This is a genomic window from Pseudomonas lurida (genome assembly GCF_013522705.1).
GTDB classification, from domain to species: Bacteria; Pseudomonadota; Gammaproteobacteria; order Pseudomonadales; family Pseudomonadaceae; genus Aquipseudomonas; species Aquipseudomonas quebecensis.
Window position 1 is genome coordinate 39,068 of the sequence record NZ_JAAMRE010000029.1, and the last position, 14,613, is coordinate 53,680.

Sequence of the window (14,613 nt, forward strand, 5' to 3'; positions counted from 1 at the left end):
GAGAACGCCCCATGCCCTCTTTGCCCTGGCACGCCATCGACACCGTCCTGCTGGACATGGACGGCACCCTGCTCGACCTGCATTACGACAACCATTTCTGGATGGAACACCTGCCTCAGCGTTACGCCGAGTTGCATGGCGTCAGCCGCGCCATGGCCGAGATGGAACTGCAGCCCCTGTTCGAGCGTAACGCCGGACAGTTGCAATGGTATTGCCTGGACTTCTGGAGCGCGGAACTCAACCTGCCGGTACGCGAACTCAAGCTGGAGACCGCGCACTTGATCGCCCTGCGCCCGGATGCCGACACGTTTTTGCAGGCCATCAAACAGGCCGGCAAGCGGGTCATCCTGATCACCAACGCTCACCGCGATTCGCTGTCGTTGAAGTTGGAACGCATCGAGCTGACGCCCTATTTCGAACGGTTGATCAGCTCCCACGACTACGGTTTCGCCAAGGAAAACCCGCAATTCTGGGACGCTTTGCAAGCGGATATCGATTTCGACCCGGCCCGCAGCCTGTTTATCGACGACACCCTGCCGATTCTGCGCAGCGCGGGGGCGTTCGGCGTGGGGCATTTGCTGGCGGTGAAAGAACCGGATAGCAAGAAGGGGCCAAAGGACACGGGCGAGTTTGCAGCGGTGGGCGACTACCGCGATCTCATCGTCGGGCTCTGAACCAATGTGGGGGGGGGCAAGCCTCCTCCCACATTTCCAACCCTGTATTACTCAGGAATACGCAGCGTCTGCCCTGGGTAGATTTTGTCCACATCTTTGAGCATTGGCTTATTGGCCTCGAAGATTTTGTTGTACTGGTTGGCGTTGCCATACACCGCCAGGGAAATCGCGCTCAGGGTATCGCCCTTTTTCACTACGACGAAACGGGCAGCGGCAACAGTCGGGCCGGTTACGGTGATCTGGTCATCCACACTGGCCACACCTTGAATGTTACCCAGCGCCAGCAGGATCTTCTCTTTCTCTTCCTGGGTGGCCACTTCACCGGTGACGGTCACTTTGTCACCCTCCACCGTGGTCTGCACGTTCGGATTACCCAGACCCACCTTGGCTACGTGTTCCTTCAACTGCTCACTGGCGTTGGCATTGCCCGGCGTCAACAGGTCGATCAACTTCTCGCCGGCTTCCTTAACAAAGCTTAAAAGACTCATGGTGCGCTCTCCTTGGGATTTGAGTTCCAGATGCCCAAGACTAGACCAGTCATACACAAATGCGTTCCAGCCCGACCAAAGACCCAAACGCGCTAGAATCCCCCCGCCATTGGAATAAGCCCTGGAGCGAAGATGGACATCAAACAGCTGAAATTCCTCATCGCCCTCGACGAGACCCGTCACTTCGGCCAGGCCGCGGCACGTTGCCATATCACCCAGCCCACCTTATCCATGCGCCTGCGCAGCCTGGAAGAGGAGCTGGACTTGCCGCTGGTCAATCGCGGCCAGCGTTTCGAAGGCTTTACGGCCCCCGGCGAACGGGTCCTGGCATGGGCACGCACCGTGCTGGCGGCGTACGACGGTTTGCAGGCCGAAGCGGCGGCGTGTCGTGGCAATCTGGTAGGGACGTTGCGCCTGGGGGTTGTGCCGCTGTCGAGCTTCGATCCTTTGGCACTGATGCAGCAACTGCACAAAGAACACCCGAGCCTGCGCTTTGAGCTGTCGGCACTCAGCTCCGAGCAGATCCTTGAGCAACTGGCCAGCAATCGCCTGGACCTGGGTGTTTCTTATCTGGAGCGTCTGGACACCGAACGCTTCGACTCCCTGGCCTTGGGCGAGACCCGTATGGGCCTGCTGTACGACCAGCGTTTCTTCAGCTTCGGCGACACACCCTTGAGCTGGGAAGCGCTGATCGAACTGCCGCTGGGCATGCTCACCAGCGGCATGCATTTTCGCCAATCCATCGACCACAACTTCCACAGCCGCGGCCTGCACCCGCAACCGCTGCTGCAGACCGATGCCGTCCATCAGTTATTACAAGCAGTACATGGCGGCTTGTGCTGCGCGGTGATGCCGTTGGAAGGCGGGCTGGACGCGCTGACCGAACACCTGCGCCTGCAACCGATCGAGGATGCCCATACCCTGGCCCGCCTGGGGCTGATCATGCGCCGCAGCGCGCCGCGTTCGGCGCTGGCCGAGGCGTGTTTCGCGCTGTATCAGAAATCGCTGGCCTCGCCTTGATCGACGTCATCTATCGCTAGATCAGTACTGGCAATTAGACGCGACGCTTTGTCGCGCCTAGTCTAACCACTGATCAATCCGTCGGTGGTATCGCCCCATGAACGCCCAGCGCCCAACCTGCGCGGCGCCTGCAGCAGATGCGCCCGCGTCGGCCAGCCAGAGCTATCAATACTGCACGCTTGACCGCACAAACGTGGACAGCACCGCGCTGGCCGAAGAAGTGGCGCTGGCGATCGCCTATAACGACATCAGCCAGGCCGTGATGCTGGTGACCCCGACCGATATGGAAGACTTTATCGTCGGTTTCAGCCTGGGCAGCGGCATCATCGCTGACATCAGTGACATGTATGACCTGAAACTCAGTGGCTCGGGCTCGGCCCAGTACGCCCACGTGCAGATTTCCAATCGCGCGTTCTGGAACCTCAAGCAACAGCGCCGCCAGTTGGCGGGCACCAGCGGCTGCGGCCTGTGCGGCGTAGAAGCCGTGGAACAAGCCCTGCCGGATCTGCCAGTGCTGCCCGGCGCGCCTCTGCCGCCCGATGAGTGGCTCGATGGCCTGCGTCACCGCATCAGCGCTTTCCAGCCCCTGGGCCAGCACAGCGGTGCGGTGCACGCGGCGGTCTTTATGAATAACCGGGGCGAATTGTTGCTGGGCCGCGAAGATATCGGCCGGCACAACGCCCTGGACAAGTTGATCGGCGCGTTGATCCGCCAACAGATCCCAACCGACGGTGGCGTGGCGATTGTCACCAGCCGTTGCAGCCTCGAACTGATTCAGAAAGTCCTGCGCGCGGGCATCCAGACCCTGGTCAGCCTGTCGGCGCCCACCGGCCTGGCCCTGCAATGGGCCCGCCGACACAACCTCAATCTCATCCACCTGCCGCAGAAAAGTGCGCCGCGGGTTTACAGCCCTGCGATGGAGAACCAGCCATGAGCAATCATCATCAAGCCGACCAAACCCCGACCCCGCGCTACAAGCCATACAAAGGCCCGGCCGGCGGCTGGGGCGCGCTGATCAGCGTCGCCCATGCCTGGCTGACCAGCGACAACGCGTTGAAAAACCTGCGCATGATGCTCAAGACCAACCAGAACGGCGGCTTCGACTGCCCAGGCTGCGCCTGGGGCGACTCGCCGGAAAGCGGCATGGTCAAGTTTTGCGAAAACGGCGCCAAGGCGGTCAACTGGGAAGCCACCAAGCGCCGCGTGGATGGTGCATTCTTCGCCAAACACAGCGTCACCGCCTTGCTGGAGCAGAGCGACTACTGGCTGGAATATCAGGGCCGCCTGACCGAGCCGATGCGCTACGACCCCGCAAGCGACCGTTACAAACCCATCAGTTGGGAAGCGGCCTTCGATCTGATCGGCAAGCATCTCAATGCCCTGCCCAGCCCGGACATGGCTGAGTTCTATACCTCCGGACGCGCCAGCAACGAAGCCGCGTACCTGTATCAACTCTTTGTACGCGCCTACGGCACCAACAACTTCCCGGACTGCTCGAACATGTGCCACGAAGCCAGCGGCGTGGCCCTGGCGCAGAGCGTGGGGGTCGGCAAAGGCACGGTGACCTTTGATGACTTTGAACATGCCGACGCGATCTTCGTCTGGGGCCAGAACCCTGGCACCAACCATCCGCGCATGCTCGAACCCTTGCGCGAGGCGGTAAAGCGCGGCGCCCAGGTGGTGTGCATCAACCCACTCAAGGAGCGCGGCCTGGAACGCTTCCAGCATCCGCAGCATCCGCTGGAAATGCTCACCAACGGCGACAAGCCGACCAATACCGCGTATTTCCGCCCGGCATTGGGCGGCGACATGGCCATCCTGCGCGGCATGGCCAAGTTCCTGCTGTTGTGGGAACGCCAGGCCCAGGCCGAAGGCAAGGAAGCCGTGTTCGACCACGACTTCCTCAATGAACATACCGCCAACGTGCTGGATTACCTGGCCAGGATCGACGACACCTCATGGGATGAGATCGTCGAGCAATCCGGCCTGTCCCTGGTGGAAATCGAGCAGGCGGCGCGCATGTACGCCAAAGGCAAGAACGTGATCATGTGCTGGGCGATGGGTATCACCCAGCACCGCCACTCGGTGCCGACCATTCAGGAAATCGCCAACCTGATGCTGCTGCGCGGCAATATCGGCCGTCCGGGCGCAGGCCTGTGCCCGGTACGTGGTCACAGCAACGTGCAGGGCGACCGCACCATGGGCATCAATGAGCGCCCGCCGGTCGCGTTCCTTGATGCGCTGGAGCGCCGCTTCCAGTTCCAGGTGCCGCGCACCAACGGCCACAACGTGGTCGAAGCGATCCACGCCATGCTGGAGGGCCGCTCCAAGGTGTTTATCGGCCTGGGCGGCAACTTCGCCCAAGCCACGCCGGACAGCACGCGCACCTTCCAAGCGCTGCGCAACTGCGACCTGACCGTGCAGATCAGCACCAAGCTCAACCGCAGCCATCTGATGCACGGCAAAGAAGCGCTGATCCTGCCGTGCCTGGGCCGTACCGACATCGATATCCAGGCCGAAGGCCCGCAAGCGGTGACGGTGGAAGACTCGTTCAGCATGGTCCACGGCTCCAATGGTCAATTGCAGCCGCTGTCGAGCCTGATGAAATCCGAGCCGGCGATTCTGGCCGGCATCGCCGCCGCGACCCTGGGCAGCCAGCCGGTCGATTGGAACTGGCTGGTAGCGGACTACCGACGCATCCGCGACCTGATCGCCGACACCATCCCCGGCTTCAAGGACTTCAACGAGAAGATCAAAAACCCGGGCGGTTTCTATCTGGGTAACTCCGCAGGTGCGCGCCGCTGGAACACCCCATCGGGCCGCGCCAGCTTCCGCCCGAACGTGCTGCCCAAGGATCTGATCCACGAACGCACCCACGCCACAGGGCGCGTGCCGGATTTGATCATGCAGTCGATGCGTTCCCACGATCAGTACAACACCACCATTTATGGCTTGGACGACCGTTACCGTGGGGTCAAGGGGCAGCGTGACGTGTTGTTCGTCAACGAAGCCGACATTATCCGACTGGGCTTCAAGCCAGGACAGAAGGCCGACATTGTGTCGTTGTGGGAGGATGGACGCGAGCGCCGGGTGAAGGGCTTCACTTTGCTGGCATTTGATATTCCAGCGGGGCAGGCAGCGGCTTATTACCCGGAAGTGAACCCGCTGGTGCCGCTCGAAAGCACAGGCGACGGCAGCCATACGCCAACGTCGAAGTTTGTGGCGATCCGCCTGGAAGCGGCGAGCGAGAGCGGTTTGATCCTGTCGCGGTCGGCTTGACCGATCATTTCGGACACAAAAAAAGGCCGCTTTTATATAAAAGCGGCCGTTCCGAAGTAGCTAATGACTCGTAAAAATCACTTAAGTTCCATAGTTAAAACAGTAACTTAGAGAATTGTGTACAACTCGTGTTACTGGTCGGATTTCTATTGTCACAATGTCAATACAGCCTCAGGATCGCGCCGTCATCCCCTTGAGGTTTCCCGAATGAAGTTCTCCTCGATTCTCTTGTTGTCCCTTGGCCTGGTCAGTGGCGCAGCCATGGCCGGTGGCACCACCGAAGCCGGTGTGGGCGGCGCATTGGGCGGGGTTCTAGGTTCTGTCGTCGGCCAGCAGCTGGGCGGCAACACCGGTTCGACGATCGGCGCAGCCCTCGGCGGCGCGGGCGGCAGCGCGGTCGGCGCCGACAAACGCAGCCGTGGCGAAGCAGCCATTGGCGGCGCACTGGGCGCAGCCGGCGGTAACGTTGTGGGCCGCAGCGTCGGCGGCAGCACAGGTGCACTGGTCGGCTCCGCAGCCGGCGGTGGCGCGGGTGGTGCATTGGGCAACTATATGGGCAACAAGAGCGACGACGATGACCGTGGTTATCGTGGTCGCGACGACCGTCGCTATTATCGTGACGATCACCCAGGCCGCGGTCACGCCTACGGGCATCGCAAGAACAAACATCACTACCGTCACCGCTAAGCTCTAAAGAACACCTCAACACCCCTGTGGGAGGGGCTTGCCACCTCCCACATCGGCTTGTTCGGTCAGGCCACCAACCTCTGCAATGCCTCGCGTAGCACTCCCGGAATCGTCACCGGCTGGTTTGTCCCCCGGTCCACGAACACATGCACAAAACGCCCCGCCGCACAGGCTTCCTGCTCGCCTGCCTTGAATACCGCCAACTCGTATTGCACTGAGCTGTTGCCCAACTTGCCCACGCGCAGGCCGATATCAATGCGCTCCGGGAAAGCAATCGACGCAAAGTAATCGCACGCCGAACTGACCACAAACCCGACCACTTCCCCGTCATGGATATTCAGCCCGCCCTGTTCAATCAGGTAGGTATTCACCGCCGTGTCAAAAAAGCTGTAGTAGGTGACGTTGTTCACATGGCCGTACACATCGTTGTCGTGCCAGCGCGTGATGATCGACTGGAAGTGAGGGTAATCGGCGCGTTGCGGCACTGAGTCAGGCATGGATACCTCTCATGAAAGGGAAGTTACAGGTCATGCAAATGAGCCTCGGCCCATTCGCGTACGTCGGCGTAGGGGTAGTCTTCCAGCGCAGCGAAACCCGGAATGCCCCGCGCCTTTAACTTGGTAAACAACGGTACGCTGATACCTCCCAGGAAACGCGTCAGCCGTTCAGCGCCGGGCAGTTGGCCGGTATGTTCATGATGCCTGTGGATAAAATCACCGCACAGCCCCATGAAGTTTTTATCCACAAGCGGCGGCAGACCCGGCGGTGCCGGCAGATGCGCGACATGCCCGTGGCACACCGAGCAATGCCCGCAGCGTTGCGGCGCGTTTTCATCACCAAAATAATGGGCCAGCCGCTGGCCCAGACAGTGCTCGGTGGCGAACAGATCGAGCATGGCGTGAATCCGCGCCACCTCCGTCACCTCGTGCTGCATGAAGCCTGTGTATAACTCGGCGCTCAACCGCTGTGGGTCAAAATCGGTATTCAGCAGGCTGTAGACCTCCGTCATCTGCTTGCTTTCCAGCTCGATCAGCCCCTGTTCCTGGAAGTAATCCAGCGCCTTCACCACCCGGCTGCGCTCGGCGTTGTGCTGCTGGTAAAGCGCATCGAAATCCACCGTGGCCCAGGTTTTCGCGCGCTTGCACACTTGGATGATCGCCGCGACAAACTGTTGCCGCTCACCGGCGAAGCGCGCCAATAAAGCCTCGGGGTCGACCAGATACTTGAAGCGGTATTCCGCGTAAAACGCGTAGCGCGGCGCGATCACGCCCTTGAGCTCCAGTTGCACCAGCAGCGTCTTGAGCGGTAGCTCGCGGATATTGCTGTGATCCGACAGCGACCTCAGCAGGAACTCCCACTGCCCCTCGCTACGCGCCGCCTGCAAGTCTTCGAGCACGCGGCGAATACCCTCCTGCTCAGGCGTGTCGCCGTAGACGAAGTTCTCCAGCACATTGAGGCTGTCGCGGTTGGCCAGCACCAGGCAGTCCGAAGGCTGGCCATCACGCCCGGCGCGGCCGATTTCCTGGCTGTAGTTCTCGATGGACTTGGGCAGGTCGAAGTGCACAACATTACGGATATCGCTTTTATCGATGCCCATCCCGAACGCGATGGTGGCCACAATGCAATTGGAGCGCCCGTCCATGAAGCGCTGCTGGATACCTTCGCGTTTATCGTGGGGCAAGCCGGCATGATAGGCCTCGGCCTGGATGCCGTTACGGTTCAGATGCTCGGCAATCTGCTCGGCGGTTTTCTGCAGGGTGACGTAGACGATGCTCGGCTGGTTGGCCCGCTCGCTCATCCACTGCACAAGACGGCGGCGCTTGTCTGCACCGTTGACCGGTTCGACCAGCAAATTAAGGTTCGGTCGATAGAAGCCCGTGGTGACCACGTCGTCCGGCGCAATGGCGAACTTGGCCTGCATATCGGCGATCACCTTGGGCGTCGCTGTCGCCGTCAACAGCAACGCTTGTGGGATCTTGAACTGGCGTTGGTAATCCGGCAGCTTCAGATAGTCCGGACGGAAGTTGTGGCCCCATTCGGAAATACAGTGCGCCTCATCCACCACCAGCAACGAGATCTGCACACTTTGCAGGAAGTTGCGAAAGCGTTCGTTCTTCAAGCGCTCCACGGAAATCATCAGGATTTTCAGTTCGCCGGAACGCGCCCGGGCCATCACATCATTGGCATCCTCTCGGCTTTGCGCCGAATCGATACTGCCTGCTGAAATACCGTGGCGTTGCAGGAAGCCCAACTGATCCTGCATCAGCGCCAACAGCGGCGACACCACCAGCGTCAGGTGCGGCAGCAGTACCGCCGACAATTGATAACACAGGGACTTGCCCGACCCCGTAGGGAAAATGGCCGCAGCCGAACGGCCGGCCAGTACGGCGTTGACCGTTTCTTCCTGACCCAAACGAAACTGTGGATAACCAAAGACCTGCTGGAGGGTGTCGTGCATAGGCTGTCACTCCATTGACCGCTGAAGGTGGCTTAAAAACGTAGCCCAGTCAGTTCAGCGAATCGAGAAAGGTCACATGGAAAAAAGAGACAGGATGATACACAGGGTGCAGCAATGGCCTTGGGCCAAGTTCGACGAGTTCGACGAGTTCGACTGTGGCTGTAGGAACACTCCAACCCAAAGGTGGGAGGGGCTATCGGGAGCCCCTCCCACATTTTCAAAACTGCACTGCAGCTGAATCAGCGATTCCGCACCCGCTCGATCGCCGTGTCATACACCGGGTTGGCCTTCTGTTCCTTGGCTAGCTGGTAATGACGCAACGCATCCGCAAACTGCCCCGCCGCTTCGTAGATCCGCGCAATGTTGTAGTAGGCACCGGCACGCACGGTCGCTGCATTCGCGCCAGTGGCCAAGGCGACGGCCTTACGATTGGCCCAGATCGACTCGGCGGTGTTACCGGCCTTCTGATAAGCCAGGCCAAGGTTGCCGTAGGCTTTGCCGAAGCCGTTGTCCAGATCGATCGCCTGACGGAACAACTCGATGGCCTGATCCAGATTGCCGGCTTGGTAGGCCGCTTCACCTTGCACGTTCAGACGTTTCGCGTCCGCTTGTGCGGAGGAGCTGACGGCCACGGCGGTCACGGCAACGCTGTCATCCAGCAACGGTTTGACTTCGTTGAGCACATCCTTGGCGTCCACCTTTACACCGCTGAAGGTATTGATGTCCTGGAAGTCGCCGCTGCCGGTCATGCGGAATACCGTCCACAGGTTGCCGCTACGGTTTTTCGGCACGTAGTAAGTGCGCACCAGCGACTGGCCCATGTACACGAACACTTTGGCTTCGCTGTTCGACAACTGGCGTGAACTCGGATTGGCGATATTGGTGAAGTCATGCACCGCATATACATAACTTTCGCCGTAGTGTTTTTTCTGCAGGGTGATGGTTTCCGGGCCATAGCTGTCGACGTCGTCCACGTCCAACTCGGCGTCAGTCCCCTGCTTGTTTTCGAAATAAATGTTATTGCCCGGGAAAATCATGTGGGAGTCGAGATCTTCCGGGGTCTTGCCCCACGTCAGCACGACGCGCAGCCCGTCAAGGTTTTCCATGACCGGGCTGATGGCATAGGTCATGCCTGCGCAAGGGCACTTGACCACCAGGTTGGAATAGCCCGGCTTCTTGATGATCAACAGGTTGCTCGCATCATCGGCGGCTTCGCTGGTCAGGGTCACTTGGCCCTGGGCGTTGGTGCGGCCCACCACGTTCTGCGCACCATTGCGCTGCAGCAATACTTCGGCATCGGCGATTTTCTGATCCTTGACCACCGCGCTGAGCACTTCAATCGGCAACTGCTCGGCCTGAACGGAAAAAGCCACCGCACACAATGACATCGCCGAAGCGACACGAAACAAACTCATGCTTAACTCCCTTTAAATGATGGGCGGAATCGCCCTACAAGATTTTGCGTTGAAACATACGCTGAATTCAGCCTCATAGCGGAGTATTTATACAAAATGTGACGTGGTTTTTATCCCGCCTTTCCGCTGACGCATTGAGCTACAATCAAGCCTTGCCACCCAGGAGGACGCTGTAATGAGCGAACTGACGTTTGAGCAAAAACAGGATCACTACCACAAGATCCGTCGCTCCAATTACCTGGCCAGCCTGCGCCTGGAAGGGTTCGAGACCCAACCGGCCGATGTCGACAAACCCCTGCCGACCCGCGAAGCCGTGCTTGCCAAGTACCGCAACACTCCACGCTGATGCTCGACAAATACGGGGTGGGCCAGGACCCGTACTGCTACCCCGGTAGCAGCGTCCTGCGCAACCGCCTCGATTTGCTCGACGAACAACGCCTGCACCAGGCCGAGCGGGAACTATCCGAAATCGCGGTAGGCAGCCTCCCGCTCTTCCCGCCGCCCTACGACCTCGAACGCCTGCAGTACATCCACCGGACGCTGTTCGGCGACATCTACGACTGGGCCGGTGAACTGCGCAGCGTCAACATCCGAAAAGGCGACACCCTGTTCTGCACCCCGGAACGCATCCAACCGGAAGCGGCGAAGATCATTCGGCACATGGAAGATGCAAACTGGTTTGTGGGCGCGAGCCAAGCCGAACTGGTGACGCAGGTTGCCGAGGCGTATGGCGACCTCAACGTGATCCACCCGTTCCGCGAAGGCAACGGCCGGGCGCAGCGGATTTTGTTCGAGCAAATCATCGTCAATGCAGGGTTTTCAGTGAACTGGTGGCTGGTCAAACACGCGGCGTGGATACCGGCGAATATTGATGCGGTGGCGTGTGATTATCGGGGGTTGGAGGCGATTTTTGAGCGGTGTATCAGCAGGCCTGTAAGGCAGTGATCGTTCCTCACGCGCTGCGTGGGTCCTCGGCACGGGTGACGCAGAGCGTCACGGGATGCATTCCCACGCGGGAGCGTGGGAACGATCTGAAACAGCCTTTGCCTGTATTGCACCATTGCACCGCACCCACCTATAGTTCGCCCCTCGCTGCAAAATCAGCGATCGGGTTTGGTCACCGATTACAGAGATCGCATACGCACCCTCAGATGTCGTAGGCACTTACGTGCCCATACGCTTCATGGCGGCTGTGTTTGGGACGCCTTCGGGCGTGCCGGGTGATCCCTGCCGGTTGACCAACCTGGACACAGTCCGCCGCCCACCAACGCATCCGCGCAGCTACGGACCTGCTGGAAACCTTCTCCTGCCTGACCTTCGAACACGCCAACCTCAAAGACATCTCCCACATCACCAACGCCTTGTACCTGCTCGTCCAGGACGGCTGTGATTTGTTGGAAGCGGCGCAACATGTACAGCTGCAACCCGAACAACCGCAAATCTAAGCAACACGCTTTGAGCGAGCTTGCTCGCGAAAATCGTCAACGATGGCGCGGCAAACCAGAAGAAACGCGGCGTCCTTGAGTTTTTCGCGAGCAAGCTCGCTCCTACAAACCACAAATTCCGGAAACGGTTGTAGGAAACCTCCAAACACAGCGACATCCCCTTCCCAAACTGCTCCAAACACCCGCTTGACCCTCTACAGAAGTTACCCGTAGCTGAATGAAAATAGCGCGGTCTCAACTTTCTCGGCAGAAACCTGTGAACATCGAAAGGACTCAACACATCGGCCACTATGGCGTCATCTTCACAGTGATTCGCTTCACTGTAGTGCCTGACAATCGGCATGCTTTGGCCAATCTATGCCTGCTTGAAACAAAAACGGCAGCGCGACAAGTGCGCGATCAGATAAGTGGGCTGTACGAAAAAATGCTGGCCAGAGACTTGCCAAGCAAAATGGCGGTCGCGATTTCCCATCCTTTGAGACGGAATCAGGCCGATCGGTTAAACGACCAAAACGTGCTCATCAAAAACATAATCTCCGGAGCGGTTAAAGCATCGGGGATTGCCATTTCAACCGTAACCGCGGGCTTCGTTGGAGATTCGATTTCCGGCAAGCTTCGTAGATATCACGCTGGAGACATCATCATCGGTCTGGATGCCAGTGTGAGAGGAGGCATAGGACCTCAGCGGTCAACACTCTCAATGCATGTCTACTCAGACGAGTCTTAGTGACATGGCCCTTTACCTTCAATCCGCTTCCTTTCTCATTATCTATTTGGTGCTGCACTACCAAATCACAGACCCCATGCTCAGAAAGCACTTCGCAGTCACATTTATTACAATAGGCCTTATTTTGACGTTCCTACTACCCTATGTAGCGGTGATCCTCAGAATGCCCCTGCTACCTGTCTTTGTATTCTTAATAGGCTTGGCGCTCTTCATCACTCGAAACAAATACCGCCTCCAACGCAACCAGCCCCTTCATCCACTCCTGCGTGCCCCCACCATGAACCTCGCCCCGAACCTCCCCGAAGACCCCGTGATGCAGCAACTCCTGCAGCTGCTGCACGAAGAAATCGGCCTGCCGAAACACAAGACCATCCGCCTGCAAACCTCACTTAATTTCGACCTGGGCTGTGACGGCAGTGAAGCCAAGCAGCTCATGGAAAAACTGGAGCAGGAGTTCGCCCTCGACCTGGGCGACTACGACACTTATCGCTACTTCAACCCGCCGGTCTTTGACGTGTTCCTCAAGCGTCGCAGCAAAGGGCATGGCGACAAGGTCCCACTGACTATCGGTATGCTCTATTTGGCCATCAAAACTCACAGCTGGGACACGCAGACCCTGGAAAATCTGAGCTGAGCGCTAAAACACTTAGCCTTCCGACACGGATATCCGCTTCAGCCTGACGCCGCCCATAAAAAAGCCGCCCACAAAGGGGCGGCTTTTTCACAGCGGCCGAATCTTACAACTTCGGACCCGCAGCCTTGATCGCATCGCTCACTTCGAACTTCTTGAAGTTCTCGATGAACAGACCAGCCAGGGCCTTCGCTGCTTCATCGTAAGCGGCCTTGTCAGCCCAGGTGTTACGTGGGTTCAACAAGCCGGTCTCAACGCCCGGTACGGCCAGTGGCACGTCGAGGTTGATGGTGTCGAGGTGTTCGGTTTCAGCACCGATCAATGCGCCGCTCTGAATCGCTGCGATCACGCCGCGCGTGGTCGGGATGTTGAAGCGTTTGCCGACACCGTAGCCGCCGCCGGTCCAACCGGTATTGACCAGGTAGACCTTCGAGCCGAAACCACGAATGCGCTTGATCAACAGCTCTGCGTATTCACCGGCCGGGCGTGGGAAGAACGGTGCGCCGAAGCAGGTGGAGAAGGTCGACTTGATGCCGCTGCCCGAACCCATTTCGGTCGAGCCCACCAGTGCGGTGTAGCCGGACAGGAAGTGATAGGCCGCTTGCTCTTCGCTGAGGATCGACACCGGCGGCAGTACGCCAGTCAGGTCGCAGGTCAGGAAGATCACCGCGTTAGGCTCGCCGCCCAGGTTTTTCTCGGAACGCTTGGCAACGTGCTCCAGCGGATAGGCGGCGCGGCTGTTCTGGGTCAGGCTCACATTGGTGTAGTCGGCGTGCCTGGCCTCGTCGATCACCACGTTTTCCAGCACCGCGCCGTGCTTGATGGCTTTCCAGATAACCGGTTCGTTCTTCTCGGACAGGTCTATGCACTTGGCATAGCAACCGCCTTCGATGTTGAACACAACGCCTTCGCCCCAGCCGTGCTCGTCGTCGCCGATCAGGTAACGGCTTTCGTCGGCGGACAAGGTGGTCTTGCCGGTACCCGACAGACCGAAGAACAGGGTCACGTCGCCTGCTTCGCCGATGTTGGCGGCGCAGTGCATTGGCAGCACATCGGCGGCCGGCAGCAGGAAGTTCTGCACCGAGAACATGGCTTTCTTCATTTCACCGGCGTAACGCATACCGGCGATCAGCACTTTTTTCTGGGCGAAGTTGAGGATCACGCAACCGTCGGAGTTGGTGCCGTCACGCTCCGGCACACACTCGAAGTTGGCCACGTTGAGCACTTGCCATTCGTCACGGCCAGCAGGGTTGTACTGGGCCGGGTTGATGAACAGGCAACGACCGAACAGGTTCTGCCAGGCAGTCTGGGTGGTCATTTTCACGGGCAGGTAGTGGTCTGCCGAAGCACCTACATGAACGTGGGAAACGAAATGCTCTTGCGCATTGTTGAACGCTTCGACACGCGCCCACAGGGCGTCGAACTTGTCGGCCGGGAACTTGCGATTGATCGGGCCCCAGGCAATGGCGTCCTGGGTGGAAGGCTCTTCAACAATGAAACGATCGACTGGCGAACGGCCGGTGCGGTGACCGGTTTCTACAACCAGCGCACCCGTATCGGCAAGCACGCCTTCACCGCGCTGCAGGGCTTCTTTAACCAGATCGTCAACACTCAGATCGGTGTATACGGCGTTGTTGGCTTGCGTCATGAGGTTCCCCGTCGGCCTATGGCCGAGTGCTCCAAACGTTTTGTAGTAGAAAGTTGCGCACTACTACCGCGAAAAAAGTGGGCCGGATTATGCCAGAAAAGCCCAAAAAGAGTAGGGCCCTCCCGTCAGAACAGCGCTAAT

14 protein-coding genes and 1 pseudogene are annotated in these 14,613 nt (G+C 59.1%); 10 read left to right on the plus strand and 5 right to left on the minus strand.

From position 1 onward, the window contains the following. Positions 1–11: 11 nt before the first annotated feature. The gene (gene yrfG / locus G7025_RS21010) at positions 12–674 is read left to right on the plus strand and encodes a GMP/IMP nucleotidase (RefSeq protein WP_181081013.1); all 663 of its coding nucleotides are present in this window, start codon (positions 12–14) and stop codon (positions 672–674) included. Positions 675–721: 47 nt separating this feature from the next. Here yrfG and lysM read toward each other — a convergent pair whose 3' ends face one another. Beyond that, positions 722–1,162, minus strand: a complete 441-nt coding sequence (gene lysM, locus G7025_RS21015) for a peptidoglycan-binding protein LysM (RefSeq protein WP_181081014.1) — start codon at positions 1,160–1,162, stop codon at positions 722–724. A 132-nt stretch (positions 1,163–1,294) separates the two neighbouring features. On the opposite strand from lysM, the gene G7025_RS21020 reads away from it, so the two are divergent. From G7025_RS21020 to G7025_RS21035, 4 genes are all read left to right on the plus strand, one after another. Continuing rightward, positions 1,295–2,182, plus strand: a complete 888-nt coding sequence (locus G7025_RS21020; RefSeq protein WP_181081015.1) for a LysR family transcriptional regulator — start codon at positions 1,295–1,297, stop codon at positions 2,180–2,182. 97 nt (positions 2,183–2,279) lie between these two features. Continuing rightward, positions 2,280–3,116 (plus strand): formate dehydrogenase accessory sulfurtransferase FdhD, encoded by an 837-nt coding sequence (gene fdhD / locus G7025_RS21025; RefSeq protein WP_181081016.1) that lies wholly within the window; start codon positions 2,280–2,282, stop codon positions 3,114–3,116. Beyond that, positions 3,113–5,461, plus strand: a complete 2,349-nt coding sequence (locus tag G7025_RS21030) for an FdhF/YdeP family oxidoreductase (protein ID WP_181081017.1) — start codon at positions 3,113–3,115, stop codon at positions 5,459–5,461. The genes fdhD and G7025_RS21030 overlap by 4 nt, the downstream gene beginning before the upstream one ends. A 207-nt stretch (positions 5,462–5,668) precedes the next feature. Further along, a complete protein-coding gene (locus G7025_RS21035; protein WP_181081018.1) occupies positions 5,669–6,148 on the plus strand; it encodes a glycine zipper domain-containing protein in 480 nt (159 codons plus the stop codon). A 65-nt stretch (positions 6,149–6,213) separates the two neighbouring features. Here the strand turns inward: G7025_RS21035 and G7025_RS21040 are convergent, their stop codons facing one another. The 3 genes from G7025_RS21040 to G7025_RS21050 all read right to left on the minus strand — a co-directional run bounded on the left by G7025_RS21040 (position 6,214) and on the right by G7025_RS21050 (position 10,021). Continuing rightward, positions 6,214–6,645 (minus strand): acyl-CoA thioesterase, encoded by a 432-nt coding sequence (locus G7025_RS21040; protein ID WP_181081019.1) that lies wholly within the window; start codon positions 6,643–6,645, stop codon positions 6,214–6,216. 23 nt (positions 6,646–6,668) lie between these two features. Then, positions 6,669–8,606 (minus strand): RecQ family ATP-dependent DNA helicase, encoded by a 1,938-nt coding sequence (locus G7025_RS21045; RefSeq protein ID WP_181081020.1) that lies wholly within the window; start codon positions 8,604–8,606, stop codon positions 6,669–6,671. Between the two features lie 239 nt (positions 8,607–8,845). After that, complete coding sequence (locus tag G7025_RS21050; RefSeq protein WP_181081021.1) at positions 8,846–10,021, minus strand: tetratricopeptide repeat protein; 1,176 nt, start codon at positions 10,019–10,021, stop codon at positions 8,846–8,848. Between the two features lie 175 nt (positions 10,022–10,196). On the opposite strand from G7025_RS21050, the gene G7025_RS21055 reads away from it, so the two are divergent. The 5 genes and pseudogenes from G7025_RS21055 to G7025_RS21070 all read left to right on the plus strand — a co-directional run bounded on the left by G7025_RS21055 (position 10,197) and on the right by G7025_RS21070 (position 12,827). Then, a complete protein-coding gene (locus G7025_RS21055) occupies positions 10,197–10,367 on the plus strand; it encodes a YhfG family protein (RefSeq protein WP_080761377.1) in 171 nt (56 codons plus the stop codon). Beyond that, the gene (locus G7025_RS21060) at positions 10,367–10,966 is read left to right on the plus strand and encodes a putative adenosine monophosphate-protein transferase Fic (protein WP_181081022.1); all 600 of its coding nucleotides are present in this window, start codon (positions 10,367–10,369) and stop codon (positions 10,964–10,966) included. The genes G7025_RS21055 and G7025_RS21060 overlap by 1 nt, the downstream gene beginning before the upstream one ends. Positions 10,967–11,277: 311 nt before the next feature. After that, positions 11,278–11,466, plus strand: a pseudogene (locus tag G7025_RS26850) (hypothetical protein); the annotation flags it as partial. 256 nt (positions 11,467–11,722) lie between these two features. Further along, a complete protein-coding gene (locus G7025_RS21065; RefSeq protein ID WP_181081023.1) occupies positions 11,723–12,193 on the plus strand; it encodes a hypothetical protein in 471 nt (156 codons plus the stop codon). A 277-nt stretch (positions 12,194–12,470) separates the two neighbouring features. Further along, complete coding sequence (locus G7025_RS21070) at positions 12,471–12,827, plus strand: DUF1493 family protein (RefSeq protein ID WP_181081024.1); 357 nt, start codon at positions 12,471–12,473, stop codon at positions 12,825–12,827. 103 nt (positions 12,828–12,930) lie between these two features. Here G7025_RS21070 and G7025_RS21075 read toward each other — a convergent pair whose 3' ends face one another. Next, the gene (locus tag G7025_RS21075; RefSeq protein WP_181081025.1) at positions 12,931–14,472 is read right to left on the minus strand and encodes a phosphoenolpyruvate carboxykinase; all 1,542 of its coding nucleotides are present in this window, start codon (positions 14,470–14,472) and stop codon (positions 12,931–12,933) included. Positions 14,473–14,613 lie beyond the last annotated feature (141 nt).

Coding starts and splice junctions, on each gene's coding strand:
- G7025_RS21040 (WP_181081019.1), bottom strand. CDS start 6,645: ATGCCTGACTCAGTGCCGCAACGCGCCGATTACCCTCACTTCCAGTCG.
- fdhD (WP_181081016.1), top strand. CDS start 2,280: ATGAACGCCCAGCGCCCAACCTGCGCGGCGCCTGCAGCAGATGCGCCC.
- lysM (WP_181081014.1), bottom strand. CDS start 1,162: ATGAGTCTTTTAAGCTTTGTTAAGGAAGCCGGCGAGAAGTTGATCGAC.
- G7025_RS21055 (WP_080761377.1), top strand. CDS start 10,197: ATGAGCGAACTGACGTTTGAGCAAAAACAGGATCACTACCACAAGATC.
- G7025_RS21030 (WP_181081017.1), top strand. CDS start 3,113: ATGAGCAATCATCATCAAGCCGACCAAACCCCGACCCCGCGCTACAAG.
- G7025_RS21070 (WP_181081024.1), top strand. CDS start 12,471: ATGAACCTCGCCCCGAACCTCCCCGAAGACCCCGTGATGCAGCAACTC.
- G7025_RS21020 (WP_181081015.1), top strand. CDS start 1,295: ATGGACATCAAACAGCTGAAATTCCTCATCGCCCTCGACGAGACCCGT.
- G7025_RS21035 (WP_181081018.1), top strand. CDS start 5,669: ATGAAGTTCTCCTCGATTCTCTTGTTGTCCCTTGGCCTGGTCAGTGGC.
- yrfG (WP_181081013.1), top strand. CDS start 12: ATGCCCTCTTTGCCCTGGCACGCCATCGACACCGTCCTGCTGGACATG.
- G7025_RS21045 (WP_181081020.1), bottom strand. CDS start 8,606: ATGCACGACACCCTCCAGCAGGTCTTTGGTTATCCACAGTTTCGTTTG.
- G7025_RS21075 (WP_181081025.1), bottom strand. CDS start 14,472: ATGACGCAAGCCAACAACGCCGTATACACCGATCTGAGTGTTGACGAT.
- G7025_RS21050 (WP_181081021.1), bottom strand. CDS start 10,021: ATGAGTTTGTTTCGTGTCGCTTCGGCGATGTCATTGTGTGCGGTGGCT.
- G7025_RS21060 (WP_181081022.1), top strand. CDS start 10,367: ATGCTCGACAAATACGGGGTGGGCCAGGACCCGTACTGCTACCCCGGT.